Raw genomic sequence first — 26,705 nt, 5'->3', positions numbered from 1 at the left:
CCGCCGCCGGGCTCACTCCGCCGCGATGCCTGGTGCATCCGCGGCAAGCGAGGCCTCGATCGACTCCGCAATGATCCGCAGGCCGAGATCCAGTTCCTGTTCGGAGATGGTCAGCGGCGGGGCGAGGCGGAAGACGCCGCCCATGCCGGGAAGCTTGACGATGTTCATGCTGAGCCCGCGCCGGAACGCTTCCGCCGCAATCGCGGCGCCGAGCTGGTAATCGGGCTCCTTGTCGTCCTTGACGATCTCGACGCCAAGCAAGAGACCGCGACCGCGGATGTCGCCGACGCATTCATGGCGCTGCTTCAGCCGCGACAGCCCGTCGAAAAGGCGCGCGCCCATATGCCGGGCCTGGTCGACAAGTTTTTCCTCCTCGACGACATCGAGCACGGCGAGGCCGATGGCAGCAGGCAGCGGGTCGGAGACATGAGTGGTGTAGAACAGAAAACCTCTTTCGTGCGCTGCGTCTTCAATCTCAGCGGTGGTCATCACGGCCGACAGCGGCAGGCCGGCGCCGATGGTCTTGGACAGAGTGAGAATATCAGGTGTGACGCCGTCCCTCTGGAAGGCGAACATATCGCCGGTACGGCCGATGCCGGTCTGCGCTTCGTCGAGGATGAGCAGCATGCCGCGCTCGCGGCATTTTTGCTGCAATGCCGCCAGATAGCCCAGCGGCAGTTCCAATATGCCGCCGCTCGACAGGATCGGCTCGGCAACAAAGGCCGCCAGGCTTCCCGTCGACTGGCTGTCGACGAGGTCGAAGGCATCGTCGAGTTCGGTGCGCCAGTCCAGCGAGCCATCGGCGTGCTTGAAGCGCGGCCGAAAACTGTTGGGGGCAGGGATGGCCAGCGATCCGACCGTCGCCGGTCCGTAGCCCTTGCGGCCGGCGCTGTAGGTCGCTGAGGCGGCAGCACCCGTCATGCCGTGCCAGCTCTTGAAGAAGGCAACGATTTCGTGCTTGCCGGTCACCAGCTTTGCCATGCGGATTGCGGCTTCATTGGATTCCGCACCGGTCGAAAGCAGCATGACCCGGTCGAGCCCCGGCGCCAACGCCGCGAGCCTTTCGGCAAGCTCGACAACCGGTCGCGACAGCATGCCGCTGAAAAGGTGCGCTACCTCAGCGACCTGGCGGGTCACCGTCGAAACGATCCTGGGATGAGAATGCCCAAGCAGCGCGCTCATCTGCCCTGAGGTGAAGTCGAGGATCGGCCTGTCGTCGGCATCGTAGACGTAGGAGCCTGCGGCGCGCTCGATGATGGCGGGTTCGAAGCTGCCGCCATAGCGTATCAAATGCTTCTGCGCCGCCGCCCAGAATTCTCGATCCGCGTTTTTCGACATGCCGCAACTCCATCAAACCGTTGAAGAGGAAAAAATAGCGGATGGCGAGGGTGCAGTAAAATTGATAGTAATCAGATTCCGATATCAATGGAATTGATATGCAAGCTCCGCTCGATCTCAAGCTCCTGGCGACATTCGTGCGTGCGGCGCATTCGGGAACGCTGAGCGCGGTGGCCATACAGGTCGGGCGCACGCAGTCGGCCGTGACCATGCAGGTGCAGCGGCTCGAGGAGGCGCTTGGACAAAGTCTGTTTCATCGCAGCGGCAGCGGCGTGCGGCTCACCGGCAGCGGCGAGCGCTTCCTCGCCTATGCCGAGCGCATTCTCAAAATCCATGATGAGGCGATCTCGGCGCTATCCGAGAAAGGCGTGCATGGCTCGATCATTTTCGGAAGCCCCGAGGACTATCTGAGCGCCTTCTTTCCCGCGCTGCTGAAGAGTTTTGGAACGACGTATCCCGATGTCGAGATCAAGGTTGTCTCGGCGCCGACGGTCGAATTGCGGACGCTTCTCAACGCACGCCAGATCGACCTGGCACTGGTTTCGAATGCGCACGATGCGCAAGGCGTCGTGCGCACGGAACGGCTGGTCTGGGTCGGCAGCAAGCCGGCGCTCGACCTCTATGATTTCGGTGACACCGTGCCGCTGGCAATGGCCGCGTCGAATGCCATCGATCACAAGGCGGCCTGCGAGGCGATGGCCCGGGCTGGGCTGCGCTACAAGATCGCCTATGCGAGCAACAGCCTCGCCGGCTTGATTGCGGTCGCCCGGTCAGGCCTGGCGATCAGCGTGATGACGCAGGAGGCGGTGCCATCCGACCTGCATATTCTGGGCGCGCCGCTGCCTCAGCTGCCGCGCCTTGGCATTCTGATCGCCTTTGCCGAGACCGAGCGATCTCCGGCGGTCGAGGCATTCGCCAATCACATCCGCAGCGTTCTTCCATCGCTTTGAGAAGCAGGCCGGCCGGGAGGCGACCGGCCAATCTCGGCAATGGCCTCAGCCTGTCGCCAATTGCGGCCGGCTTGCCGTCAAAGCCATCCTCAACGCCGCCAGGCAGCCAATAATGCCGAGCGGCACGAAGGCCAGGAACAGCCAGCCGGCGACGCTGGCCGCGGCGTCGCGGTTCAGCCCGGCGGAGAAGCCGCTGGCATTGGCGATGATGCCGGCCATGGCGGCGCCGACGGCGTAGCCGATGCGCTGCATGGTCGGCACGGCGGCCGAGGCAATCGTCTGCTCGCCCTCGCGGGCGGAGGCGACGATGATGCGCGTCAGGAAAGGCCAGGACACGCCGAAACCGCCGCCTTGCAGCAGGGCGCAGACGAGGATCAGCGGGATCGATCCAGTCGGAATGGCGTAGGCGAAACCGGCGAGGCCGGCCGCAATCATCAGCGCGCCGATGACGAGGATCTGCCGTTCACGCTCCAGCGGCGCATTGGCGACGGCGATCGACAGGATCGACCAGGCGATCGATTCGGCGGCGATGATGTAACCGGTGGTAAGGATCGGAACACCGTGCAGCGTTGTGAGCAGCAGCGGCCCGTAGATGGAAAATGAGACGGTCGCCACCGAGAAGGCGGCAACCATGGTCATGCCGCTGCCGACCGGCGAGCGCCACGAAAACAGGCCCGACGGGAACAGCCGCGAGCGCGGCTTCATGGCGTCGACGACCACGAACAGCGCCAGGCCGGCGAGGCCGAGGACGAGCAGCAGCGAGGAGCGCAGCAAGGCGACGTCGACGCCGGCGGTGGCGATCAAGATGACGGCGATCGCGAGACAGCCAAGTGCGGCATAAGGGAAGGGTGGCGAGGTGCCGGCGGCGGCTTGCGGCTTTGTCGCTTCCGGTGTGTTGAGCACGATGAAACTCGCCAGCGCCATGGCGATGCCGCCCAGCACGAAGACGCCGAAGGCCCAGCGCCAGGACAACAGCTCGACCATGATCGCGCCGAGCATCGGGCCGCTGAAGGCGGCAACGCCCCAGATTGCCGACATGATGCCGAAAAGCTGCGGCCAGATGTTGCGATTGAACAGCCGTTCGACCGAGACGAAAGCCAGCGATACCAGCGCGCCGCCGCCCAGCCCCTCGACCAGGCGGCCGGCGAGAAACACCGGCATGGAGGGCGCGGTGGCGCAGATCAGCGCGCCGGCGGCATAGAGCAGAGCGGCGACCGTGACGTTGGAGCGCAGCGCGACATAGCTGACCATGCGGCCGGCTGCCGCGCCAGCGACGATGGCGCCGAGCTCATAGACCGCCAGCGACCAGCCGACGAACTGCACGCCGGCGAGATCGCCGACCATGGCAGGCATCACTGTCGCCACCATCGTTTCGTTGGTGGCGTGCAGCAGGATGCCGAGGCTGATGAAGCAGAAGCGCGCCAGGTCGCCGCTCGCCCACAGCGCGCGCCAGTCGACTTTGTTGCTGGTGATTTCAGTCATCATTTCCACCCTGCCTTTGCATATCTCGATGCGGGCGCATGGCACCAGAAGCCAGTGGGGTTTTCCGGCGGGGCCATGCGTGCGGTTTCAGTCAGGGCAGGCTTGTAAAACCTCAACCGTGGTTGAGTTCAAGCGACTTTTTTCGCCCTCACTTCGTCATCCTCGGGTCTGCGCCGCGTCGCTACGCTCCTTGCTTCGCCCGTGGATGACGAAGCGATGGGCGCGCCCTCATCCGACCGTTCAGTTCTCGGTGCTGCGCAGCTGGAACTGGCTGACGCCGATGGCGATGTTCATGCCGGTCTGCGTCTGCAGGCTGAGCGGCTGCAGCGTGAAGGCCTGCGAGGAGCCGCCGACCAGCAGATTGGCGCCGGCGCCGACCGCCGCCGTCACTTCGGCGCTGGCGCCGACATAGTCACCGGCCAACGCGCCAGGCGCGTAGATGTTTTTCAGCGGCGTCAGCACCAGCCACTGCATCACCGACTGCTTGGTCGTGCCGATGTCGAGACCGTATTTGTTGACGACGCCGAAATAGGCTTCCGGCGCGAAGGTCTTGTCGGCCGGGGTGAAGGTGCAGCTCAGATCCTTGCTCGAGCCGAAGATGAAACCGGTGCCGCCGCCGATGGCGCAATCGAGCGTGCCGAGTTCGATGCCCTGGTCCTGCGCCCGACCAGGACAGGCGAACGTCATTGCGGCCACTATCGCCGCGGCAAATGTTGCAGTTTTCGCCAGAGGCCCCCCTCTTGAGCGCGCTTATCGGCCTAAAGTGGTTTCTTGCGGCGCTTCAAGTAAACCAATGCGGCGACTGCTGCAAAGAACACGACGACGGCCAGGATGTACAGCGCTTCCGTCGAGCCATCGCCACCGTCCGGCGAAACGCCAAACCATCTTTCGATGAAATCCATACCTGTCTCCTCTCGGCTCTAGAATCGGTTGGGCTCAATGAAGGTCCGGAGGCCGATCGGGATCGCGGGCCGGTGTGCAGCCATCGAGCGCCGGATGGACAGTCCATTGATGTTCAGGGCGTTTCTGGTTGTCGTCCACCGCTTGCTGTTCCGGGGTCAGCGGGTGGACGCCCGGGTCGACGACACGCGGGATCTCGGCCAGCAGATCGCACCAATGCTCCATGTAGGCCTTGAACTGCACTGGGTCCTTGGGCACGGACTGCGGTCCGACCTTTTGGACGACGCGCGTCGCATGCATCTCGTTCCAGCCGTCATGGCCGCCGTCATAGACCCAGCGCCCACGCGCCACCACCCAGTCGTCGGCGCCGATGGTCCCGCCGCCGACCAGCGCGTCGGCGGCGTCACCGTCATCGGCTAGGGCCCACGCCGCCGCGGCCGCGAGAAGTGCCAGAGGCGCCAATATGGCTTGCAGGATCTTGCACAGCGCGCCGAAGATGAAGTTCTTCTTGCACCATGATCCGCCAAGGCTGAAGGCGTCCAGCGCCTTCAGCACGTCATGCGCCCGCGAGCCTTCGAATTCGCAGTGCAGGACCGGAACGTCGAACTTGGTGGTGTCGTTGCCCCAGCCGTTCTTGACCAGGAAATCGGCATAGGCGTCCTTGTCCTCGCCGGCCCCCCAGCCATAGTCGCGCCCGACGATTTCGGTCCATGCCTTGTAGGCGTTGTACATCGGATTGTAGACGACGGTTCGCTGATAGGGCGAGAACTTGAGCTGCGGCACCTGCTCGGCAATGAGGTCGCCTTGCGGCTGTGACGGGTCGGTCGCGGCAAGGAGCGGCTTTTTGTCGACGGGGTAGTCGTGACCGTCGGGGTCCAGCATGATCTTGTTTCGCGCCGACCAGCATTCGCTCACGCTGAGCGGCGCGAGCAGGACATTCATGGCGTAGTCATTGTCGATGTCTTCGATCGGGTTCTTGTCCTGTCCGACATCCTCGGTGTCGATGATCTGACCGACGGCGCAGATCTGATTGCCGCCGTCACCGCATTTGCAGGCGTGGCTTTCGTCTCGGTAGAGGCAGACGAGCTTGCCGTTGACCATCCAGTCCACCACCACCCTCAGGGCGGAGACGATCGCTGCCAGGACGATCGGCGCGACGACGAGGCCGCCGGTGAACAAGGCCAGGAGGCCTGCGGCAATGGCGCCGCCAAGCAGCGCGTTCAGCACCGCAAGCCCCATCATTTCGGCCTTGGTGGTGAAATTGTTGGCTTCGACGCAAGAGGTGTATTGAGGTCCCTGTTTCATGGCAGCACCTCAATTGTGGACATAAAGCGTGACGCCACCGACGAGATCGCCGCCGGCAACGCCGTTTATGTTGATGGCCTGCATCGGCACGAAGGCGTCGGTTGCCGTGATTTTCACGGTCACCATTTTCTCCTCGCCGGCGCGCAATTCGAGGTGCTCGGCACCGTGGAAGTCGATCAGCCATCCCTCGGGAACCGGATGGGCGCCTCGCCGGTGCGGAGCGAGACGGCCTTGCCCGACATCGCGGGAAGGCCTTTGGGTCTCGGCGGGCTTGCAGGCAGGCAGTGCCGGAATGGAATAGGCGTCGGCGGTGAGCGCGATCTTGCGATCGTCGGCCGAAATGTTGCGCAGCGGGAAGGTAAAGGTGGCGTCGGGCGAATTGAGTTTTTTCACGTCGACGTTCTTCTGGCCGAGATTGTTCAGCGGGTTGGCGTCATCGTCCCAGACGATCTCGGCCTGCAGGCAGTAGTGGCCGGCGGACGCCGGCGTCATCCAGCCAATTTTCGCCAAGGCGGGTGAATGCGAAGAGCCCTTCACGCCCAGATTGATATGCGTTTCGCCGATGTAGTTGCGCACCGTGCCGATCCCGAAAGACAGGTAGTAGAAGCGGACCAGGAGATTGACGGCAGGCGCCTCGAGCGAGTTGTTCCAGATGCGAGCCTGGACGGTGTAGGCTGTCGACGGCTTCAGCTTGTGCGAGGGCACCGGTGCCGGGGATGGCGACGGATCGGCCGGGTCGAAAAGATCGATATCGGGATTGTCCCAGGTGATGGCGAGGCCGAGCGACATCAGCCAGCTCTGCGAATACAGAAACGGATCAGGTCGCTTGTAGATCGTTCCCGGAAGCTTCACGCCTTTCGACGGCGGGTGGCCTTCGGACCCTTGTCCCTTGGGATCGGCGGTCGCCTTCCAGCAGATCTTGGCGATGATGCCAAGCAGGATTCGCATGCCGGCGATGGCGCCGAGCACCGCCAGCAGTGCCAGATAGGCCAGGAAAAGCCAGCGGCCTAAGAGGAACAGAAGCAGCAGAAGCAGAAAGGCGAGCGCCAGCAACCAGGCAGGACGGTAGCGTATCCGGCAAAGCCATGACCACACGCTCGACATCGGGGCTTCCTCTCATTCTGGCAGTGCTGCAGTCCTCATTTTCATGCTTTCGAGATCACGGCCGTATTCACGGCGCATCAACCGGACCAAAACTGTCTTCGCCCGATGCCGCGCCACCACGCGCGAGGCGACCGACACGCTTGTGCCGGTGGCCAGGAAAATCAGGCACGCTGTCAGCAGATGAGCCCAGCCGAAGGGATACGTGCTGTCCTGCCGCGTCACCAGAACGATGCAAAGATAGACGGATGCGGCAATCAACGCCGCGCGCGAAGCGGCATCGCATCCGCAAACATCGAAGTCTTGCGAAAGTTGGCCGCCGATCAGCCGGCACGTGCGTTCATCGAGGCCGGCCAAGCCGGGCTCGATCACGATGCGTGCCGGTCTGAAGTGCAAATCGAACGTGTGGGTACGGAGCAGGGCCAGATCAGCATATTGGCGGACAACATAGATTTCTCGGCGGTCAACACCGGCGTGTGCGCCGGAACCCCGAGGCCACCAGGCCCGCAGCCGCTCGAAAATCCGCATCCCAGCCTCGCGACAAATCTACTGCTTGCAGCAAGAAATCTTCGACTGGTGGAAATCAAACAGGAGAGGACTAAAAGGCATCACTCCTGTTCACCCTTCCTAACAAGGGCGAGCAACAATACTAGCACTATACCGGGAAGACGGCCAGTCGGGGCCGCGGCCGTTTCGCTGATCGCCAAAACGGACGGCCTGTCTCACAGGCCGTCCGCAACCGATCGAGTACTTGCTTACTTGAACGAGTGGATCAGCTCCAGCGAGGTCACGGCAACCGCCACATTGACGCCGGTCTGCGCCTGCACGCTGAGCGGCTCCAGCACAAAGGCGCCGTCCAGGCCGCCGACGAGAAGGTTGGCGCCGCCGCCGGTCACCACGCTGGCCTCGGCGTTGACGCCGTAGTAATGGCCGGCAAGGTCGCCCTCGTCATGGCTGCGGGTGGCGGCCAGAACCGCCCACACCAGCTGGCCCTGATGCGTCTGGCCGAGATCGACGCCGAGCTTGGAGATCATCCCCGTGTATTTCTCGGACGGTCCATGGTGGTAGGGGCGGAAGGTGCAGTCGACGCCCTTGTTCGACGTGATGACGTAGCCGACGCCACCGTCGATGGTGCAATCGAGCGTGCCGAGTTGAAGCTTGCCCGCGCCGGCGGGAGCGACGAAAGCGGTGCTGGCGAGTGCCGCGGCACAGATGATTTTCTTGATCATGGTCAGTCCTTTCGAAAATTGCCTTCAACAACGGTTGAATGACCCGGAGCGTTCCGCCGAAAACTTGGCGCGATCAAGGCAAGGGTTAACGCTTTGCCCTCGCTGGTTAACATGAGGTGACAGTGTGCTGGTCGGAGCGCTCTAGTGGCGCCACAGACGCCCAAGTGCTGACCAGGCCTTGTCCAGGGGGCCTTGGTCCGGCAGGTCGATCAGCACCGTGCCATGGAAATCCTGGGGATAGCGCCGGTAGAAGTCGATATCGTTGACGACCTGCCGTCCAGGAATGGCGCGGCGCATATCCGGATGCGGCTTCAGCGGCGAGTCGGCCAGCTGACTTGATTGCTGCGCGGCGCGCTTTGCGGCGAGCCGGATCAGGACTAGAACACTGTTGAAAAAAAGCCGTCGCTGGTGACGGCAGGCGTCGCGCCGGCTGGTATCAGCCGGCGGCGGCGCTGGAAGTGCGCGACAGGCCGTCCTTGGCCGGCTGGTAGGTCGGGTCGAGATGGACCGCCTCGCGATAGGCCTTCGACGCCTTGACCTTGTCGCCGCGCCGCTCATAGACCAGCGCCTGGTTGGCCCAGGCCTCGGCATTCTTGCCATCGAGTTTGATGGCCATGTTGAAGTCGGCGAAGGCGTTGTCCTCGTCGTTCATGGCGAGGTAGGAGAGGCCGCGGCCGTTGTAGGGTTCGGCAGCGTCCGGCGCCAGCGAGATGGCGGTGGAGAAATCCTCGATGGCGAAAGCGTGCTGGCCCTGGCTCTGATAGATCAGGCCGCGATTGTGGTAGGCGCGCGCATCGGTCGTGTCGAGCTGGATCGCCTTCTGGAAATCGTTGAAGGCGTCCTGGGTCTTGCCGGCCTTGCGATAGAGATTGCCGCGGCCGATATAGGCGGCGTCATAATTCGAATTGATCTGGATCGAGCGGTTGTAGTCGGCAAGGGCCGCTGCCTGATTGCCTAGGAAGCGCTGGATGAGCGCGCGGTTCGAATAGGCCTGGTAGAAATTCGGATTGAGCTGAATGGCGGTGTCGAAGTCGTTCAGCGCCGCCTGATACTGGCCGCCGCGGCCATAGGCCGAGCCGCGCACATTGTAGCCTTCCGGATCCTGGGGGCTGCGCTGGATCACAGCCGACAGCGAAGAAATGTTCTCGCTCGAGCCCTGTGCCTTGTCGATGTTGTTGAATTCGCCGGTCGGGGCCGTCTGGCAGCCAGCAAGCGCCAACCCGGAAATCAGGGCTGCCGTCAGGGCGAAACCGCGCAATGCAGTCCTGCGCTTTACGCTGATTGCGTTCATGTCTGCCCTGTCCTCACTTCAGTCGCGTCGCTCGGTCCGGGTCCCCCCTCCGGGCCGGGTCACACGTCAAAACAAAAAGGTGGCGGCGATTCCGCATCGCGCCACCTTGGATATCCTTCAAAAAGGACGAAAAATTGGCGTCAGAACCGCGGCGGACGCGGAGCGCCACCAGGACCGCCGGCAGCACCAGCCGCCACGGGGCGCGGCGTCATCGGCAGCAGACCTTCGCGCTGGGCACGCTTGCGGGCCAGCTTGCGGGCGCGGCGCACGGCCTCAGCCTTTTCACGGGCGCGCTTCTCGGAAGGCTTCTCGTAATGTCCGCGCATCTTCATTTCGCGGAAAATGCCTTCGCGCTGCATCTTTTTCTTGAGCGCGCGAAGCGCCTGATCAACATTGTTGTCGCGGACGAGTACCTGCACGGGCAATCCTGTCTTTCGGGTTTGATATCAACAGGCAAGGGGCCATAGCCACTAGCCTCCGCGGCGGTTTACACCACGAATTGTGGCGGCTGATAGCAGAATCAGGCCGCGCTGTCCACAGCCGAAATGCATGTCAGCGGCCAAAGCGGCGCTGGTTGCCATGATAAGCCGTCAACCTAGGCCGTAGCCAGGTGAAGCTCTTCGAAACCCTCGAAGAATTCGCCGTAGTCGCAGGTAATTTCCTCGCCCGCCGCGATGTCGCGGGTCGCGGTGGCTCCGCCATACTGCGAAAAATCCGTGTTCGGCCTGTCGGCATGGTTCATGAAGCGCCCATTGTCGACCTCATAGACCATGAAGCCGGGCCGGTCGGGGCTTGGATAGGCATATCTGTCGAGCAATTCCCTCAGATGCGAGGGTGCCGCCTCATATTTCTCCATCGGGATCAGCCGGTCGAAATCCGGATCGAGCCGCCAGATCGACGCCCCCTTGCTGATCGGGTCGGCGGCGAACACGCCGACGCCTTCGATTGCACTCGCCGCAACATAGGTTCTGATCAGCAGCATGGTTCCCGCCCGTCTTCGAACAGAAGTCTTCGAAGACAGACGGAATCGCCAAATCGCGCCGAAAAAGCAAGGCCGGTTTTGAGACATTGTGGCCCGCGCGCGGGCGCGCCGGCCACAAAATGCATCACGTCCGGTTGATCGAGACGCCGCCATCGGCAAACAGCGCCGTTCCGGTGGTGAAGCTCGACGCGTCCGAAGCCAGATAGAGCGCCGAGCGGGCGATCTCTTCCGGCCGCGCGATGCGCTTCAGCGCATGCAGGCCTTCGACGAAAGCCAGCACCTCGGGACCGGCATCCGGCGCGTTGGTGATGCTGGCCGGCGTGTCGGTGCCGCCCGGCATCAATGCGTTGACCCGCACGCCCTTGGGGCCATATTCGGCGGCCAGCACCTGCGTCAGTCCGATCAGTCCAGCCTTGCTCGCGGCATAGCTGGTCATGCCCGGCATGCCGACCGTGTGGCCGACAAAGGTCGAGGTGAAGATCAGCGAGCCGCCGCCGCGTTCGACCATTGCCGGCACCTGATACTTCGCGCCGAGGAATGCGCTGGTCAAATTGGTGTCGAGCGCCTCTTGCCAGCCTTTGAGTGACAATTCCGAGATGGGACCCATGGCGCCGACCGAGCCGACATTGTTGAAGGCGATATCGAGCCCACCGAACCTGCCGACCGCCAGTTCGACGAGGGCTTTTGCATAGGCCTCCTCGGTGACGTCGCCAGCAAGGGCGATTGCGGTGCCGTCGGCGTCTTCGATTTCAGCGACGAGGGCATCAAGTTCCGCCTGGCGGCGGGCAGCGACGATGATCCTGGCGCCTTCCTCGGCAAAGAGTTTTGCCGTGGCGCGGCCGATGCCGGAACTGGCGCCGGTGATGATGGCGACCTTGTTGGCGAGTGCGAGCATTTTTCTGCATCCTTTTGTTCGCGCCAGCTTCGCCGGCAATTGGACGCTTTGGTCGCAGACAGGGGCGGCGCGAGCCACCCGATACCTGCGAAGGCGGTCAACACGAGCTATTGCTTCAGCAGCCAGCTGAGGCGATCGAGCGAAAACGCGTAGCTGATGACAATCAGCAAGGCGACGACGATGCCCGTGGTCACGTAGCCGGCCGCATAGAATCCGGCTGCGCCGCCGAACAGGATGACGAGTTCAAGCACCAGCCGCACCGCGCCGGGAACCGGCACCGGTGCGCGCCCCGAGCGGCTTGGATCGTTGAGCACGGCAAAGGTTCCCCAGAGCGCGGCCGCGATAAGTGGCACGGCCAAGGCGAGGAGCCAGCGCCACCACCCACCGGAAAAACTCCAGCCTGCCATGCCGAGGCCGAGCAAAGCGGCAAGCTCCAGCAAGAAGCGCAATGTCAGATTCCACCAGGCGTTACCCAATCGTCCTCCGAATCCCTGAACCGGAGGGATAGTGGCGAAAGGCGGTCCGATCGGCCAGCCCCGGATGCGTCATTTTGGTCGCGGCGCAAAACGGCAAGCGCCGTCGCAAACAGCGCAAGGGTGGCAGCGCTGTTTCGCTAGTGATACACCTCGCGCGCCGGAGCCTGAACGAATGCCCGGCGGCAATCCGCGAGACCTTTGGCGCGAGGCTGGAACGTGAAAAAATATTCGGTATTCGCCATCGCCCGCGAGGCCATGCGCGGCCACAAGGGCTGGGAGGAACAGTGGTCCTCGCCGGAGCCGAAGAAGGAATACGACGTCATCATCGTCGGCGCCGGCGGCCATGGGCTGGCGACGGCCTATTATCTCGCCACGGTGCACGGCATCACCAATGTCGCGGTGCTGGAAAAGGGCTGGCTCGGCGGCGGCAACACTGGCCGCAACACCACCATCATCCGCTCCAACTATCTCTATGACGAGAGCGCCGGCATCTACGATCACGCGCTGAAGCTGTGGGACGGGCTCAGCCAGGAGCTCAACTACAACGTCATGTATTCGCCGCGCGGCGTCATGATGCTGGCCCATAATGTGCACGACATCCAGGTGCTGAAGCGCCATGTCCATGCCAACCGGCTGAACGGCATCGACAATGAATGGTTATCGCCGGAAGCGGCGAAGGAATTTTGCCCGCCGCTCAACATCTCCAAGGACGCCCGCTATCCCGTCGTCGGTGCGGCGCTGCAGCGCCGCGGCGGCACGGCGCGGCACGATGCGGTTGCCTGGGGCTATGCGCGCGGCGCTTCGGCGCGTGGCGTCCACATCATCCAGAACTGCGAAGTCACCGGGGTAAAGCGGGCGCTGAACGGCGCGGTCATGGGCGTCGATACGACGCGCGGCTTCATCGGCGCCAAGAAGGTTGGCGTGGTCGCGGCCGGCCATTCCTCAGTGATCATGAACATGGCCGGCGTGCGCATGCCGCTGGAGAGCTATCCGCTGCAGGCACTGGTGTCGGAGCCGGTCAAGCCGGTGTTCCCATGCGTGGTGATGTCGAACACGGTGCACGCCTATATCTCGCAGTCCGACAAGGGCGAACTGGTGATCGGCGCCGGCACCGACCAGTATGTCTCCTATTCGCAGACCGGCGGCCTGCACATTCTCCAGCATACGCTCGACGCCATCTGCGAGATGTTCCCGATGTTCACGCGCATGAAGATGCTGCGCTCGTGGGGCGGCATCGTCGACGTGACGCCCGACCGTTCGCCGATCCTGGCCAAGACGCCGGTGTCAGGCCTCTATGTCAATTGCGGCTGGGGCACGGGCGGCTTCAAGGCGACGCCAGGGTCGGGCCATGTCTTTGCCCACACCATAGCCAACGACAGTCCGCACCCGATCAACGCGCCTTTCACCATCGAGCGCTTTCGCAGCGGCCGCCTCATCGACGAGGCGGCGGCGGCGGCGGTGGCGCACTGAGCACCGCAATGACGCGCAAGACCCACACCCTGCTTTTCGGATTGGCCCTTCTCGGGGTCACCGTGTTGTTTGCGCTGTTGGTGGTTCGGGAGATTTTGGTTCGATTGGTTGGGTACGAGGCCAATGGGGTCGATCCCGTCATGTTGGCCGTGTTTGCAATAGTCGCAGTGCCGACCTTTGGCTGCGTGGTGGTGTTTATCTTGCCGAAATTTTTCGCGAACATGTATCTGAACGACATCTATACGAGACCTTTCTCTGGGCCCAGAAAGCAGGTGGATGTCGATCGAGCCAGAGCGAATTTGCAGTCGCTAGGATTGCTCCTTGAAGACGGCCCTTCCGAAGAAAATGTTGCGACCAAGCGTGGCAAGCATGACGGCTCTGCGCACGGTGCGTCGATCAAATCCAAGAAAGTTGACTGATGCTTCTCATCCGCTGCCCCTATTGCGAGGAAGAGCGTCCGGAGCTCGAGTTCCGCAACGCCGGCGAGGCGCATATTGCGCGTTCGGCCAACATGGCCGGCGAGAGCGATGACGATTTCGAAAAGTTCTTCTTCATCCGCTCCAACCCCAAGGGCATCATCTATGAGCGCTGGCGGCACATGCATGGCTGCGCGCGGTTCTTCAACGCCGTGCGCGACACCGTCACCGACAAGTTCCTGATGACCTACAAGGCCGGCGAACCGAAGCCGTCAAAACTGCCGGGAGTTGCCAAATGAGCGGCGCGTTCCGCATTCCCGGCGCCGGGCGTTTGAAGCAGGCCAAGACCGCCCGCTTCAGCTTCGACGGCCAGTCCTACATCGGCATCGAAGGCGACACGCTGGCTTCGGCGCTGCTTGCCAATGGCGTCCATCTGGTGGGACGTTCGTTCAAGTACCACCGGCCGCGCGGCTTCCTGTCCGCCGGCGCGGAAGAGCCGAACGCGCTGGTCGAGATCAAGCGCGATGCCGCGCGCAAAGCGCCGAACATTCGCGCCACCGTGCAGGAGCTCTATGAGGGGCTCGACGCGAGCTCGCAGAACCGCTGGCCGTCGCTGGCCTTTGACGTTGGCGCGGTCAACGACATTGCCTCGCCGCTGTTTTCGGCCGGCTTCTACTACAAGACCTTCATGTGGCCGAAGGCGGCCTGGAAGAACCTCTACGAGCCGAAGATCCGGGCCGCGGCTGGTCTCGGTGTCGCCCCCGACAAACCGGATCCCGACCACTACTCCGCCCGCTTCGCCCATTGCGATGTGCTGGTGCTGGGCGGCGGTGCTGCCGGCATTGCCGCAGCACTCGCCGCGGCCGAGACCGGTGCGCGCGTCCTTCTTGCCGACGAGCAGGCGGATTTCGGTGGCAGCCTGCGTTTCGAATCCGGCGCCAAGATCGATGGCCAGGATGGCTATGCCTGGGCGCAAGCCACGGTGGCCAAACTGAGGGCGATGGACAATGTCCGCGTGCTGTCGCGCACAACCGCCTTTGGCTACTACGCGCAGAATTTCGTCGGCCTGGTCGAACGGGTCAGCGACCATCTGCAAAGCCCCGGCCGCGACCTGCCGCGCGAGCGGCTGTGGCAGGTTCGCGCCAGACGCGTTGTGCTGGCCACCGGCGCCATCGAGCGCCACATGGTGTTTGCCGACAATGACCGTCCCGGCATCATGCTGGCGTCCGCCGCACGCACCTATCTCAACCATTACGGCGTCGCGGTCGGCAAAAATGTCGGCGTCTACACGGCCAATGATTCGGCTTACGCGGCGGCGATCGACCTGAAGAAGGCCGGCGTCAATGTGGCGGCTATCGTCGACCTGCGCGACAACCCGACCGGACCGGTGATCGACGCGGCGAGGGCGCTCGGCATCGAGGTCAATTTTGGCCGCGCGGTGATCCGCGCCGGCGGCAAATTGCGCGTGTCGTCGATGACCGTGCAGCCGAAGAATGGCGGCGGCGAGCGCACCATTCCGGTCGATGCGATCCTGATGTCGGCCGGCTGGACGCCGTCGGTGCATCTGTTCTCGCAGTCACGCGGCAAGGTTGCCTTCAACGACGAAACCAAGCGCTTCGTGCCGGGCACATATGCGCAGGACTGCGTCTCGGTTGGCGCCTGCAACGGCACTGACGGGCTGTCGGCGACGATCGACGGGGCCTATGCGGCCGGCGCCAATGCGGCGAAGGACGCCGGCGCCAAGGCGGCCAAGGGTACCAAGCCGAAGGTCGATGCCTCGGAGAGCTGGTCGCGCGGCATGCTGGGTGCTGCACCCGGCGCCGGGCCTGATACGACGGTCAAGGCTTTCGTCGATTTCCAGAACGACGTCACCGCCAAGGATATCCGCCAGGCGGTGCATGAAGGCATGCGCTCGATCGAGCACGTCAAGCGCTTCACCACCAACGGCATGGCGACCGACCAGGGTAAGACTTCCAACATGCACGGGCTGGCGATTGCCGCCGAGACGCTGGGCAAGCCGATCCCGCAGGTTGGCCTGACGACGTTCAGGGCGCCCTACACGCCAGTGACGTTCGGCGCCATCATCGGCCACGCGCGGGGTCCGCTGTTCGATCCAACCCGCAAGACGGCAATCCATCCGTGGGCGGCAGCCCAGGGCGCGGTGTTCGAGGACGTCGGCCAGTGGAAGCGCGCCTGGTATTTCCCCAAGGGCGGCGAGGATATGCATGCGGCCGTCGATCGCGAATGTGTCGCGGTGCGCAAGACCGCCGGCCTGTTCGATGCCTCGACGCTGGGCAAGATCGAAGTGGTCGGGCCGGATGCGGCCAAGTTCATGGAGCTGCTCTACACCAATCCGTGGGAGAAGCTCGAGCCCGGCCGCTGCCGCTATGGCATCATGCTGCGCGAAGACGGTTTCATCTATGATGACGGCGTCGTCGGCAGGCTGGCGCCCGACCGTTTCCATGTGACGACGACGACCGGCGGTGCGCCGCGCGTCATGAACCACATGGAGGATTATCTCCAGACCGAATTCCCGGATCTCAATGTCTGGCTGACCTCGATCACAGAACAGTGGGCGGTCATCGCTGTGCAAGGGCCGAAGTCGCGCGACATCATCGCGCCGCTGGTCGAAGGCATCGACATGTCGGACGAGGCGCTGCCGCATATGTCGGTGCGCGAAGGCAAGATTTGCGGCGTGCCGACGCGGCTGTTTCGCATGTCGTTCACCGGCGAGCGCGGTTTTGAGGTCAACGTGCCGGCCGACTATGGCCAGGCGGTCTGGGAAGCGCTGTGGGCCGAGGGCCAGAAGCATGGCGCGGCCGCCTACGGCACCGAGTCGATGCACGTGCTGCGCGCCGAAAAGGGCTACATCATCGTCGGCCAGGATACTGACGGCACGGTGACGCCGAATGACGCCGGGCTCGACTGGGCGGTGGGCAAGAAGAAGGCCGATTTCGTCGGCATTCGCGGCATGGCGCGGCCGGACCTTGTGGCCAAGGGCCGCAAGCAGCTTGTCGGCTTGAAGACCAAGGACCCGAAAGTGGTGCTGGAAGAAGGCGCGCAGATCGTCGAGGATCCGAAGCAGGCGATCCCGATGAAAATGATCGGCCACGTCACCTCCAGCTACTGGTCGGAAAATTGCGGCCGCTCGATCGCGCTGGCGCTGGTTGCCGGCGGCCGCGACCGGATGGGCGACACGCTCTATGTGCCGATGCCGAACGGGGTGATCGAGGTGGAGGTCACCGGCATGGTGTTCTTCGACGAGACGGGAGGGCGCCTCAATGGCTAAGGCTGCTGCGAAGACGACATCCACTGCCACGGCTTCGGTTGAACGCCGTGCCGCGCTCGCCGGTCAGGAGCTTTCCGCCACTGGTGTCAAACTGGCAATCCTGCCGCCGGCGGAGCGCATTTCGCTGCGCGCGCCGGAGGCTTCGGTTGCAGCATTGTCAAAGGCGCTCGGCGTGACCGTGCCGCAGAAGCCAAAAACCTCCGCAACAAAGGCCGGGCGTACGGCTTTGTGGCTCGGTCCTGACGAATGGCTTGTCATCGACGAGGGTGGAAAAGACCCGCTCGCTGATTGCGCCAAGGTTAGCGCGCTGCATTCGGCGGTCGGCATCTCGCATCGCAATATCGCCATATCGGTCACCGGCCCGGCCGCTGCCACGACCGTCAACGCCGGCTGTCCGCAGGATCTGTCGCTGGAGGCTTTTCCGGTGGGCGCGTGCTCGCGCACCATTCTGGGCAAGGTCGAGATCGTGCTGCTGCGCACCGCCGCCGATGCCTTCCGGGTCGAATGCTGGCGTTCCTTCTCCGATTATGTCTTTACTTTCCTGTCGGAGGCGGCAGTCGACGCGGCGGCGTAGAGCAATCCTTTTCGGCTTGCTCCGGGAACGCCTGCCGCGCTGGATCGTTCTGCGTCAGCACGTCGAGGGAGAATGCCGATGCCGTCGAAATCCGCGCCGAAGTCACCGGTCAAGAAGACGCCGGCCGTCCGCTCGCTCGAACATGAGCAGCATCATGAGGTGAGTGCCGAAGAGGAACTCGAGGAAGGTCTCGAGGATACGTTTCCGGCCAGCGATCCGGTGTCGATCACCGCAACGTCCATTTCCGGTGCGCCAGCAAGACCTGGCAAGGCCAAGGTCGTGGCGGGAATGAAGAAACCCAAGAAATAAGTCCCACCGGGCTGCAGCGGAGCGGGCCGAAGCGGTTGTGAAAACGGGCGGCCAGGAGATCCTGCCGCCCTTTGTCGTTGTGCCGTTCGTGGTCGGGCTACCGGGTCGGCTCAGAACGAGCTGGGCACGATCCACGGGTTGATCTCGATGCCGAGCCTCGGGCCCTTGCTGTCGGCCTTGGCGTCGGACTTTTCGACCGAGCCGGTCGCGCTGCAATCGAGCTTCACATTGGTCTTGGTGTCGACGCAGACAGCAGCGGGCACATGCTTGCTCGGCTGGCTCGTGCCGGCGAAAGCGGCGCCCGAGAATGCCATTACTGCGGCGAGAGTGAGGATTGTCTTTTTCATCGTCAGTCTCCGTTTTCGACCGTTGAATTTCTTCCGTACATGTACGGTGTTACGTACAGATACGCCTGCCGATCGCGAAGTTCAAGCCAAAATCGTACGCGTACGGTAAACTTTTTGTTAACCAAGAAACTCGCCCTCGGTTTGGCTGGGAAGGTTGGCGAGGAAATAGGGAGACGAAAGGCCGTTCAGCAGTTGACGGGCGTCTCGGTCAGCGGCGGCACGTTTTGCGTGCTGAGCGTGGCCAGCGTGAAATCGCACATCCGCTTCACGAAAGCCTGCGGATCGCCAAAGGGGTAAAACGGAAAGGTGATCAGCAGCGAGATCGTACCGTGGCCGACTGCCCACAGCATGGTGGCGATGGCGCGCGGGTCGCCTTGCAACTTGCCGGCGGCGACGCAGGCCTCGACCCTCGAGATCAGCACCTTCATCGCCGGGTTGCCTTCTTCCATGTCCTCATAGCTCCTGCCTTCCGGCAGCTTGGTCTTTTCGGTCATGAACACGGTGCGGTATTCGTTGGGATTGCCGAGCCCAAAGGCGGCGTACTCGGTCATCACAGCCTGCAATGCCTCGATCGGATCGTCGGAGGGATGCTCTTCAATGCGCCGGGCAAGGGTCTCGAACGCATCTTCGGCCAGCGCGAACAGAATGTCCTGCTTGTCGGCGAAGTAGGAATAGACAGACATCGGCGCATAGCCGACCCGCTTGGCCAGCTTGCGGATGGTCAGGCCCTCATAGCCTTCTTCCTGAACGAGCTTGTGGGCTGCGGCAACCAGTTCGGAACGCAGTTCGGCTTTTTGTTTCTCGCGGCGTTTCTGGACGCTCAGCGGCAATGTCTGGTGCCTTTGGTTGGTTGGTGCCTGGCTAAATTATATACGCTGTACGAAAACGGACAAGAGAACGGGAAGTTCCCAAACGGCATGCATCAGATTGCGCCGACGCCGCCATCCACGGCGAGCGCATGGCCGGTCATGAAGGAATTGGCGGGGTCGGCGGCAAACAGGATGGCGGTGACGATCTCGTCGACTTCGCCGACCCGCTTCATCGGCACGCCGCGCGTCAACTCGGCCAGCGCCTCGGCTTCCGGCGCGCCGGAGAGGCGCACGAAGCCGTCGACCATTGCCGTTCTTGTGTGGGCCGGGCAGATGGCGTTGATGCGCACGCCCTTGGTGGCGTATTCGGCGGCCGCCGATTTGGTCAGGCCGACGACGCCATGCTTGGCGGCGGCATAGACCGAGAGTTTCGGGGCGCCGACCAGCCCGGCGACCGAAGCGATGTTGACGATGGCGCCGCCTTTGCCGGTCGCCTTGAACTGTTGTTCCATTTGCGGGATCTGGTGCTTCATCGCGTAGAAGACGCCAAGCAGGTCGATCTCCAGCACGCGGCGCGCCTCATCCGAGGCCACTTGCGGCAAGCGCACGAAGGTCTGGACGATGCCGGCATTGTTGACGGCGATATCCAGTCTGCCGAATTTTTCGACCGCCAGTGCCACCAGAGCTTCCGACACCGCTTCGTCGGCGATGTTGCCGGCCAGGTGCGCCGTCTCCGTATCGAGCGAGGCAGCGAGGCTTTCCAGCGCCGCGTGGTCGATATCGGAAAGGACCAGCCGCGCGCCTCCGGCGGCAAAGCCCTTGGCCGCACCGCGGCCGAGCCCGCCGGCGGCACCGGTGATCAGCACCGTCGCTCCGTCAAAACGGCCCATCACGTTTCCTCGTCGATCAGTTTCACCGCAAGACCGGCGAGCAGCCTGACCGCTTGCGCATAGGTTTTGGCCTTTTCCGGATTGGAGGCGTTGCCGTCCAGCGCGCGTTTGTAGACGCCCTGGCAGATGGCAGCCAGCCGGAAGAAGGAGAAGGCGAGGAAGAAGCTCCAGTTGCCGATGCCGGAGAGGCCGCGGCGTTGGCAGTAGGCGGCGACATAGGCTTCTTCGGAGGGCAGGCCGAGCGCGGCACGGTCGATGCCGCCAAGGCCGCGAAAGCCTGAGGCATGTGGCAGGCGCCACTGCATACACTGATAGGCGACGTCGGCGAAGGGGTGGCCGGATGTCGACAGTTCCCAGTCGAGCACCGCCAGCACTTTCGGCTCACTGGATGCGAAGATCATGTTGTCCAACCGGTAGTCGCCATGCACCAACGAGACGCGACCGTCGTCGGCAGGCATGTGGGTCTCCAGCCAGGCGATCAGCCGATCCATGTCGGCAACGTCTCCGGTTTCGGCGGCGCGGTACTGGCTGGTCCAGCGCGTCAGCTGCCGCTCGAAATAACTCCCCGGCCGGCCGAAATCGCCGAGCCCGGCTGCCTCGACATCGACATCGTGCAAGGCGGCAAGCGTTGCGTTCATGACATCGTAGATGGCGGCGCGCTCATCATTGCTTGAGGTTTCCGGCAGCGCCGGGTCCCAGAAGATGCGGCCATCGACGAAGGCCATCACATAGAACATGCGGCCGATCGGCGAGTCTTCGCTGGAAAGGTGCAGCATGTCGGGCACGGGTACCGCTGTGCCGGCAAGCGCCTTCATCACCCGGAATTCGCGATCGACCTGATGCGCGGATTTCAGCAACTGGCCCGGCGGCTTGGCGCGCAGCACATAGCGGCCACTTGCCGCCGTCAGCAGGTAGGTCGGGTTCGACTGTCCGGATTTGAACTTTTCGATGGAACGAAGCCCGGCAAAATCCGGAATTTCCGCCTCGAGATAAGGCGCAAGCGCTGCCTGGTCGAGCGCGTTCGGGTCGCTCATGCGGTCTCGGGTTGACGCTCGATCAGCGTCAGCGTCAGCCAGCGCGCCGTCAGTGCCGGCTTCTTCGAACCCTCGATCTCGATGGTCACGTCATGCGCCGTCTGCACCCAGCCCGACGGCCGGACCTTGACGTCGGCCAGTACGAAGCGTGTGCGAATGCGCGCGCCGGTCTTTACCGGCGCCAGGAAGCGCAGCGAATCGAAGCCGTGGTTGACGCCCATCTTGCCGTTTTCGAGCGGCGGCATGGTCTCGAAGGTCATGGCGGACAACAGCGACAGAGACAGGAAGCCATGCGCGATGGTGCCGCCGAATGGCGTCTCGCGCATGGCCCGCTCGGGATCGCAATGGATGAACTGGTGGTCGTCGGTGGCGTCGGCGAACTGGTCGATCATGCGTTGCGAGACCACCCGCCACGGCGACACGCCGACTTCCTTGCCGACACTGGCCAGAAGCACATCGAGACTGATCGGTTCCACTGCGATGTCCTCCACTTCAGCCGCCGGCGTTCCGGTCGGTTGTATCATTCCTTGAACAGCGTCAGCCCATGCTGCACCGACTGCCCGCCATCGATCGGCAGGATGGCGCCGGTGACATAGCTGCCAGCACGGCTGCACAAATAGAGGGTTGCGCCGGCAATGTCATCCGGTGTGCCGATACGGCCGATCGGAACATGGCTGCCGACATGTTTGGCCTGTTCCTCGCTGCCGGTGGCGAAAGCGGTCATCCGGCTCTGGAAAGGGCCGGGGGCGAAGGCGTTGACGGTGATGCGGCGGGCGGCGAACTCGATCGCCAGCGTGCGCGTCAGGTGGTGAACGGCCGCCTTGGAGGCGGTGTAGGAATAGGCGTCGTCGGCCAGCGGCTGGGTGCCCATCACCGAACCGAGATTGATCACCCGGGCCGGATCGGCATCGCTGGCGGCGGCATCGAGCAGCGGCAACAGCTCGCGCGTCAGATGGAAGACGGCGGTGACGTTGACGCCGAACACTTTTGCCCAGGCCGGGTAGGGAAACGTCTCCAGCGGCGCGCCCCATGAAACGCCGGCATTGTTGACCAGGATGTGCAGCCGTTCGGTTCGCGCCTTGACCTCGGCAACGAGGGCAGCGATGCCAGCCTCGCTGGAGACGTCGCCGGCAAAGCCCTCCGCCCGGCCGGCCGCGCCCAGCCCATTCAATTCTTCGGCGACCTTGATGCAATCCTCGCCCTTGCGCGAGGCGATCATCACGGTGGCGCCGGCTTTGACGAGTGCTGTTGCCGCCATGCGGCCGATGCCGGTCGCGGCCCCGGTGACCAGCGCGGTCTTGCCGGCGACCGAAAACAGCTCGTCCAGATAGCTCATTGCAGTTCCTCCGCTCCTCTCCCCTCGCGGTCCGGGGCGAAAGGGCTCGCGTTGACAAGGCTACCCGAAGTACGGTCATCCTTGCCACGGGTAAAGTGCCCAGATGCGTGAAAGGGTTGGTGACCGATGGCGGAGATGAATCTCGGCATGACCGAGCGGCTGAAGCCGATCCACGCGCGCGTCACGGCGATGGTTCGCGACGAAATCATGCCGCTTGGCGAGGAATTTTTGGCCGAAATCGGCAGGGATGGTGACCGCTGGGTCTACACCGCGCGCCAGACCGAAATCCTCGAAGGGCTGAAGAAGACCGCGAAAGAGCGCGGCCTGTGGAATTTCTGGCTGACCGGTTCGGACCGTGGCTACGGCCTCTCCACAGTCGAATACGCCTACCTCGCCGAAGAGATGGGCAAGGCCCATCTTGGCGCCGAGACCTTCAACTGCTCGGCGCCCGACACCGGCAATATGGAGGTGCTGGAACGCTACGGCTCAGTGGACCACAAGAAGGAGTGGCTTGAGCCGCTGCTCGAGGGAAAGATTCGCTCGGCCTATCTGATGACCGAGCCGGATGTCGCCTCTTCCGACGCCACCAACATCGCCATGTGCTGCGAGCGGCAGGGCGACGACTATGTGCTCAATGGCGAGAAATGGTGGGCGTCTGGCGCCGGCGATCCGCGCTGCGCCATCTATATCGTCATGGTGCGGACCGGTGGTGACGGCGAGCCGCAGCACCGCCGGCATTCGATGATCCTGGTGCCTTCCGACGCAAAGGGCGTCACCAAGGTTCGGGCGATGCAGGTCTATGGCGACGACGATGCGCCGCACGGCCACATGCATCTCCGCTTCGACAATGTGCGGGTGCCGGCATCGAGCCTGATCCTCGGCGAGGGCAGGGGGTTTGAGATCGCGCAAGGGCGGCTCGGGCCGGGCCGCATCCACCACTGCATGCGCGCCATCGGCCAGGCCGAGATGGCGCTGGAGATGCTGTGCCAGCGCTCCGTGCGCCGCGAGGCGTTCGGGCAGAAGCTGGCGAAGCTCGGGGCCAATTTCGATATCATCGCCGAATGCCGCATGGAGATCGAGATGGCGCGGCTGCTTTGCCTCAAGGCGGCGTGGATGATCGACCAGGGCGATGCGCGGGCCGCCGCGCCCTGGATCAGCCAGATCAAGGTGATCGCGCCGCGCGTCGCGCTCAGGGTTACCGACGAGGCGGTGCAGATGTTCGGCGCGCAGGGCATCAGCCAGGACACGCCGCTGGCACGTTCATGGACGCATCTCAGGACGCTGCGGCTGGCCGATGGGCCGGACGCCGTGCATCGCCGGCAGGTGGCGCGAACGGAGCTGAAGAGGTACACGCAGGAAAAGGTCTGAGCGACGGCTCGGGCCGGCCGCGTTGCGGTCTTTCTGCCGGCAATCAAGGAGTATCCCGATGGCAACCCCGTCTGAAATGAAAGCGCTGCTGCTGGTGGGCGACGGCTACACCAAGACGCCGAGCGGCAGCGTGCTGGAGGCTATGGAGCCTTATCTCGAGCAAGGCACGGTCGCGGTACCGACGCCCGGACCGAGCCAGGTGCTGATCAAGGTCAGCCTCGCCTCGATCAATCCGTCCGACGTCGCCTTCATCAAGGGCCAGTACGGCCAGCCGCGCGTCAAGGGCCGGCCGGCCGGCTTCGAGGGTGTCGGAACCGTGGCCGCGAGCGGCGACGAGCCCTATGCCGCGAGCCTTGCCGGCAAGCGCATCGCCTTCGCCACCGGCCTGTCGAACTGGGGTGCCTGGGCCGACTATGCAATCGCGGAAGCCGCGGCCTGCATTCCGCTTCTCGACACGGTGAAGGACGAGGACGGCGCAGCGATGATCGTCAACCCGATCACCGCGATCGCCATGTTCGACATCGTCAAGCAGGAGGGCGAGAAGGCCTTCATCATGACCGCCGGCGCCAGCCAGCTGTGCAAACTGATCGCAGGCCTTGCCAAGGAGGAGGGCTACAGGCCGATCGTCACCGTGCGGCGCGACGAGCAGATCCCGCCGCTGAAGGAGATCGGCGCGGCGCATGTCCTGAACGAGAAGGCGGCGGATTTCGAGGCGACGCTGCGCGAGGTTATCAAGGCCGAGCAGCCGCGCATCTTCCTCGACGCGGTGACCGGACCCCTGGCCTCGACCATCTTCAGTGCCATGCCGAAGCGCTCGCGCTGGATCATCTACGGGCGGCTCGATCCCGACATGACAATCATCCGCGAGCCCGGCCAGCTGATTTTCCAGCACAAGCATATCGAGGGCTTCTGGTTGAGCGAATGGATGCGCCAGTTCCGCGACCGCCGCGGACCGGCCATCCTGGAGGCGCAGAAGCGGTTTTCCGACGGTCGCTGGTCGACCGACGTGACGGCGGTGGTGCCGCTGGGCGAGGCGATGGCGAAAGTTCCGGCAGAACTGGCCAAGCCCAATGGCAAGGTGTTCATCAAGCCGTAGACAATTGCCCGGCCTCTATCTCAGGCTTTCCAGTTCGCGGATGCGTTTGGCGCCATCGGCTTCAAGCTGTCTGGTGACGGCGCCGATCAGCGTTTCGACAACGACAAAAAGGGCTGCGGACGAGTCCCAGGCCGACGGTACGGCGGTGCGCCCGGCGATGACATGGCGGGCGAAGCGGGCGATCGGCGACAGCCACTGGTCGGTGAACAGCACGATCTGCACGCCACGCTGGTGCGCCATCTCGGCAAAGCGGACCAGGCTGTCCTGGTAGCGCCTGATGTCGAAGATCACAAGCACGTCGCGCTTGCCCATATCGATCAGCCTGTCGCGCCAGATGCTTTCCTGTCCGGCGAGGTGAAAAACATTGGGCTGGACGATGGCGAGGTGAGCGGCCATGTAGCGCGCCAGCGGATCGGTGAAGCGGCCGCCGATCAGGAAGGTCTTGCCGCGCCGGTCGACAAGCTTGGCGACGATGTCGGCAAGCTGCTTGTCGGACAGGTGCCTGAACGTCTCGCGCATATTGTCGAGCGTCGCCTCCAGCATCGGCGATACGGCACCGCCGCCCGGCGACGGTGGATTGAGTGTCCGTGTTGCCGGCGATTGCAATTGTGCCGCCAGTTCGTCCTGCAGCGCCGACTGGAACTCCGGATAGTTCTGGAAGCCGAGCCGGGCGACGAAACGCAGGATCGTCGGCGAGGACACGCCGGCGGTGGCCGAGAATTCGGCGACTGTCTTCAGGCCGATCAGCGGATAGTTGGCAATCAGCGTTTGCGCGGCGCGCCGTTCGCTTGCCGGCATCGTGCCGATGCGGTCCGAGATCAGTTCGGCAATGCTGGAAATCATGTTTTCCCCCGCCCTTGGCCCGGTCGAAACCGCTTTCTCGAAATCGCGTTTGACAAAGCCGGACAAACTGTATGAAATCATCCATAGGGACGCAATGAGGCAAAATACGTAACATACGATACAGCGCTCCCCAGGGGACGGCAGACTATGGAGACAGCACGGCCCGCCAGCCTTGCATCGTCAAATTCCGTCAGGGTGACGAACCCGGGCGGATCAAGCCCATTCGTGCTGACCTGCGACCACGCCTCCAATTTCCTGCCACCGGAATTCGGAACGCTCGGCCTTCCAGCCGAGGACCTTTCCCGTCACATCGCCTGGGATCCCGGCGCGCTGCCTGTCGCCCAGCGCATGGCCGATGCGCTCGATGCGACGCTGGTCGAAACGCGTATTTCGCGCCTTGTCATCGACTGCAACCGCCCGCTCGACGCACCCGACCTGGTGCCGCCAGTCAGCGAAACCACCGCAATACCCGGCAATACCGGTCTCTCGGAAAAGCAGCGCGCCCAGCGCATCGACTTGTCGTGGCGGCCCTTCCATAACGCGGTCGCAGACATCGTCGACGCAAGATTGGCGCGTGGCCAGGAAACGCGGCTGGTTTCGGTGCATTCCTTCACCCCGGTCTACAAGGGCAAAAGCCGGCCCTGGCACATCGGCATCATCCATGACGAGGATCGCCGGCTGGCGTTGCCGCTGATTGCCGCACTCAAGCGGCTCGCCGGCGTCACCGTCGGCGTCAACGAGCCTTATTCGCCGGCCGACCGGGTCTATTTCACACTGGAGCGCCACGCGCGCTCGCGCGGCCTCGCCTGCGCTATGATCGAAATCCGCAATGACGAAATCTCCGGCGAGACCGGGCAGCGGAAATGGGCGGATCTGCTCACAGGCATTTTTCTAGATCTGGAGCCCGAGGAGGCCAAGGGTTCCCGACGGCATGCAATGGGAAAGTCAGTTCAATCGGCCAGCTAGAAACAACAG

At 63.6% G+C, this 26,705-nt stretch carries 31 protein-coding genes; 10 read left to right on the top strand and 21 right to left on the bottom strand.

All coding sequences use genetic code 11. The features are described from left to right. Window positions 1-12 precede the first annotated feature (12 nt). Window positions 13-1,338, bottom strand: a complete 1,326-nt coding sequence (locus tag AC1DXU_RS06555) for an aspartate aminotransferase family protein (protein ID WP_477365821.1) — start codon at window positions 1,336-1,338, stop codon at window positions 13-15. 98 nt (window positions 1,339-1,436) lie between these two features. On the opposite strand from AC1DXU_RS06555, the gene AC1DXU_RS06550 reads away from it, so the two are divergent. Continuing rightward, window positions 1,437-2,288 carry a LysR family transcriptional regulator gene (locus AC1DXU_RS06550; RefSeq protein WP_477365818.1) on the top strand — a complete coding sequence of 284 codons (852 nt, stop codon included), beginning with the start codon at window positions 1,437-1,439 and terminating at the stop codon, window positions 2,286-2,288. A gap of 45 nt (window positions 2,289-2,333) precedes the next feature. On the opposite strand, the gene AC1DXU_RS06545 is transcribed toward AC1DXU_RS06550, so the two are convergent. The 13 genes from AC1DXU_RS06545 to AC1DXU_RS06485 form a co-directional block, all read right to left on the bottom strand. Continuing rightward, on the bottom strand, window positions 2,334-3,770 hold the full coding sequence (locus AC1DXU_RS06545) for an MFS transporter (RefSeq protein WP_477365815.1): 1,437 nt from the start codon (window positions 3,768-3,770) through the stop codon (window positions 2,334-2,336). Window positions 3,771-4,010: 240 nt separating this feature from the next. After that, window positions 4,011-4,457, bottom strand: a complete 447-nt coding sequence (locus AC1DXU_RS06540; RefSeq protein WP_477365812.1) for a DUF992 domain-containing protein — start codon at window positions 4,455-4,457, stop codon at window positions 4,011-4,013. Window positions 4,458-4,528: 71 nt separating this feature from the next. Next, window positions 4,529-4,672 carry an LPXTG cell wall anchor domain-containing protein gene (locus AC1DXU_RS06535; protein WP_477365809.1) on the bottom strand — a complete coding sequence of 48 codons (144 nt, stop codon included), beginning with the start codon at window positions 4,670-4,672 and terminating at the stop codon, window positions 4,529-4,531. Window positions 4,673-4,706: 34 nt separating this feature from the next. Next, on the bottom strand, window positions 4,707-5,975 hold the full coding sequence (locus AC1DXU_RS06530; RefSeq protein WP_477365806.1) for a hypothetical protein: 1,269 nt from the start codon (window positions 5,973-5,975) through the stop codon (window positions 4,707-4,709). A 9-nt stretch (window positions 5,976-5,984) separates the two neighbouring features. Beyond that, entirely contained in the window at window positions 5,985-7,079 is a 1,095-nt protein-coding gene (locus tag AC1DXU_RS06525) for a hypothetical protein (protein ID WP_477365804.1), read from the bottom strand. A gap of 12 nt (window positions 7,080-7,091) precedes the next feature. After that, on the bottom strand, window positions 7,092-7,604 hold the full coding sequence (locus tag AC1DXU_RS06520) for a hypothetical protein (RefSeq protein ID WP_477365801.1): 513 nt from the start codon (window positions 7,602-7,604) through the stop codon (window positions 7,092-7,094). Between the two features lie 227 nt (window positions 7,605-7,831). Next, a complete protein-coding gene (locus AC1DXU_RS06515) occupies window positions 7,832-8,305 on the bottom strand; it encodes a DUF992 domain-containing protein (RefSeq protein WP_477365798.1) in 474 nt (157 codons plus the stop codon). 141 nt (window positions 8,306-8,446) lie between these two features. Continuing rightward, window positions 8,447-8,602, bottom strand: a complete 156-nt coding sequence (locus tag AC1DXU_RS06510) for a hypothetical protein (RefSeq protein WP_477365796.1) — start codon at window positions 8,600-8,602, stop codon at window positions 8,447-8,449. A gap of 139 nt (window positions 8,603-8,741) precedes the next feature. Next, the gene (locus tag AC1DXU_RS06505) at window positions 8,742-9,596 is read right to left on the bottom strand and encodes a tetratricopeptide repeat protein (protein WP_477365793.1); all 855 of its coding nucleotides are present in this window, start codon (window positions 9,594-9,596) and stop codon (window positions 8,742-8,744) included. 140 nt (window positions 9,597-9,736) lie between these two features. Continuing rightward, entirely contained in the window at window positions 9,737-10,015 is a 279-nt protein-coding gene (gene rpsU, locus AC1DXU_RS06500; RefSeq protein ID WP_023671138.1) for a 30S ribosomal protein S21, read from the bottom strand. Between the two features lie 176 nt (window positions 10,016-10,191). Next, window positions 10,192-10,578, bottom strand: coding sequence for an SET domain-containing protein (locus tag AC1DXU_RS06495; RefSeq protein WP_477313535.1), 387 nt, complete (start codon window positions 10,576-10,578; stop codon window positions 10,192-10,194). A gap of 124 nt (window positions 10,579-10,702) precedes the next feature. After that, a complete protein-coding gene (locus tag AC1DXU_RS06490; RefSeq protein WP_477365790.1) occupies window positions 10,703-11,473 on the bottom strand; it encodes an SDR family oxidoreductase in 771 nt (256 codons plus the stop codon). Between the two features lie 107 nt (window positions 11,474-11,580). Further along, window positions 11,581-11,949 carry a YrdB family protein gene (locus tag AC1DXU_RS06485; protein ID WP_477365787.1) on the bottom strand — a complete coding sequence of 123 codons (369 nt, stop codon included), beginning with the start codon at window positions 11,947-11,949 and terminating at the stop codon, window positions 11,581-11,583. A gap of 216 nt (window positions 11,950-12,165) precedes the next feature. On the opposite strand from AC1DXU_RS06485, the gene AC1DXU_RS06480 reads away from it, so the two are divergent. From AC1DXU_RS06480 to AC1DXU_RS06455, 6 genes are all read left to right on the top strand, one after another. Further along, a complete protein-coding gene (locus tag AC1DXU_RS06480; RefSeq protein ID WP_477365784.1) occupies window positions 12,166-13,419 on the top strand; it encodes a sarcosine oxidase subunit beta in 1,254 nt (417 codons plus the stop codon). 8 nt (window positions 13,420-13,427) lie between these two features. Next, window positions 13,428-13,838, top strand: a complete 411-nt coding sequence (locus AC1DXU_RS06475; protein WP_477365781.1) for a hypothetical protein — start codon at window positions 13,428-13,430, stop codon at window positions 13,836-13,838. Further along, on the top strand, window positions 13,838-14,134 hold the full coding sequence (locus AC1DXU_RS06470; protein WP_477365778.1) for a sarcosine oxidase subunit delta: 297 nt from the start codon (window positions 13,838-13,840) through the stop codon (window positions 14,132-14,134). The genes AC1DXU_RS06475 and AC1DXU_RS06470 overlap by 1 nt, the downstream gene beginning before the upstream one ends. After that, the gene (locus tag AC1DXU_RS06465; RefSeq protein WP_477365775.1) at window positions 14,131-17,124 is read left to right on the top strand and encodes a sarcosine oxidase subunit alpha; all 2,994 of its coding nucleotides are present in this window, start codon (window positions 14,131-14,133) and stop codon (window positions 17,122-17,124) included. Before AC1DXU_RS06470 ends, AC1DXU_RS06465 begins: the two co-directional genes overlap by 4 nt. Continuing rightward, a complete protein-coding gene (locus AC1DXU_RS06460) occupies window positions 17,117-17,698 on the top strand; it encodes a sarcosine oxidase subunit gamma (protein WP_477365772.1) in 582 nt (193 codons plus the stop codon). The genes AC1DXU_RS06465 and AC1DXU_RS06460 overlap by 8 nt, the downstream gene beginning before the upstream one ends. Before the next feature lie 78 nt (window positions 17,699-17,776). Further along, a complete protein-coding gene (locus tag AC1DXU_RS06455) occupies window positions 17,777-18,007 on the top strand; it encodes a hypothetical protein (protein ID WP_477365769.1) in 231 nt (76 codons plus the stop codon). A gap of 110 nt (window positions 18,008-18,117) precedes the next feature. Here the strand turns inward: AC1DXU_RS06455 and AC1DXU_RS06450 are convergent, their stop codons facing one another. The 6 genes from AC1DXU_RS06450 to AC1DXU_RS06425 form a co-directional block, all read right to left on the bottom strand. Beyond that, complete coding sequence (locus AC1DXU_RS06450) at window positions 18,118-18,354, bottom strand: DUF680 domain-containing protein (protein ID WP_477365766.1); 237 nt, start codon at window positions 18,352-18,354, stop codon at window positions 18,118-18,120. Between the two features lie 185 nt (window positions 18,355-18,539). Next, a complete protein-coding gene (locus AC1DXU_RS06445) occupies window positions 18,540-19,184 on the bottom strand; it encodes a TetR/AcrR family transcriptional regulator (protein ID WP_477313517.1) in 645 nt (214 codons plus the stop codon). 92 nt (window positions 19,185-19,276) lie between these two features. Then, the gene (locus AC1DXU_RS06440) at window positions 19,277-20,053 is read right to left on the bottom strand and encodes an SDR family NAD(P)-dependent oxidoreductase (RefSeq protein ID WP_477365763.1); all 777 of its coding nucleotides are present in this window, start codon (window positions 20,051-20,053) and stop codon (window positions 19,277-19,279) included. Continuing rightward, window positions 20,053-21,087 (bottom strand): phosphotransferase family protein, encoded by a 1,035-nt coding sequence (locus AC1DXU_RS06435; RefSeq protein ID WP_477365760.1) that lies wholly within the window; start codon window positions 21,085-21,087, stop codon window positions 20,053-20,055. Before AC1DXU_RS06435 ends, AC1DXU_RS06440 begins: the two co-directional genes overlap by 1 nt. Beyond that, complete coding sequence (locus tag AC1DXU_RS06430; RefSeq protein WP_477365756.1) at window positions 21,084-21,611, bottom strand: MaoC family dehydratase; 528 nt, start codon at window positions 21,609-21,611, stop codon at window positions 21,084-21,086. Before AC1DXU_RS06430 ends, AC1DXU_RS06435 begins: the two co-directional genes overlap by 4 nt. Next, complete coding sequence (locus tag AC1DXU_RS06425) at window positions 21,608-22,423, bottom strand: SDR family oxidoreductase (protein WP_477365753.1); 816 nt, start codon at window positions 22,421-22,423, stop codon at window positions 21,608-21,610. The genes AC1DXU_RS06430 and AC1DXU_RS06425 overlap by 4 nt, the downstream gene beginning before the upstream one ends. A 126-nt stretch (window positions 22,424-22,549) precedes the next feature. Between AC1DXU_RS06425 and AC1DXU_RS06420 the strand changes: the two genes are divergently transcribed. Together AC1DXU_RS06420 and AC1DXU_RS06415 are read left to right on the top strand one after the other, a co-directional pair. After that, complete coding sequence (locus AC1DXU_RS06420; protein ID WP_477365750.1) at window positions 22,550-23,791, top strand: acyl-CoA dehydrogenase family protein; 1,242 nt, start codon at window positions 22,550-22,552, stop codon at window positions 23,789-23,791. Window positions 23,792-23,849: 58 nt separating this feature from the next. After that, window positions 23,850-24,887, top strand: coding sequence for a zinc-binding dehydrogenase (locus AC1DXU_RS06415; RefSeq protein ID WP_477365747.1), 1,038 nt, complete (start codon window positions 23,850-23,852; stop codon window positions 24,885-24,887). A 15-nt stretch (window positions 24,888-24,902) separates the two neighbouring features. On the opposite strand, the gene AC1DXU_RS06410 is transcribed toward AC1DXU_RS06415, so the two are convergent. Continuing rightward, entirely contained in the window at window positions 24,903-25,730 is an 828-nt protein-coding gene (locus tag AC1DXU_RS06410; RefSeq protein ID WP_477365744.1) for a MurR/RpiR family transcriptional regulator, read from the bottom strand. A gap of 147 nt (window positions 25,731-25,877) precedes the next feature. Here AC1DXU_RS06410 and AC1DXU_RS06405 point away from each other — a divergent pair, with 147 nt between their 5' ends. After that, window positions 25,878-26,696 (top strand): N-formylglutamate amidohydrolase, encoded by an 819-nt coding sequence (locus AC1DXU_RS06405; RefSeq protein WP_477365740.1) that lies wholly within the window; start codon window positions 25,878-25,880, stop codon window positions 26,694-26,696. The last annotated feature ends 9 nt before the right edge of the window (window positions 26,697-26,705 follow it).

This window comes from Mesorhizobium sp. P3_A10 (assembly GCF_056403175.1).
The sequence above is the reverse complement of the archived record's forward strand: the minus strand, read 5'-3'. Positions and strand labels throughout refer to the sequence as shown.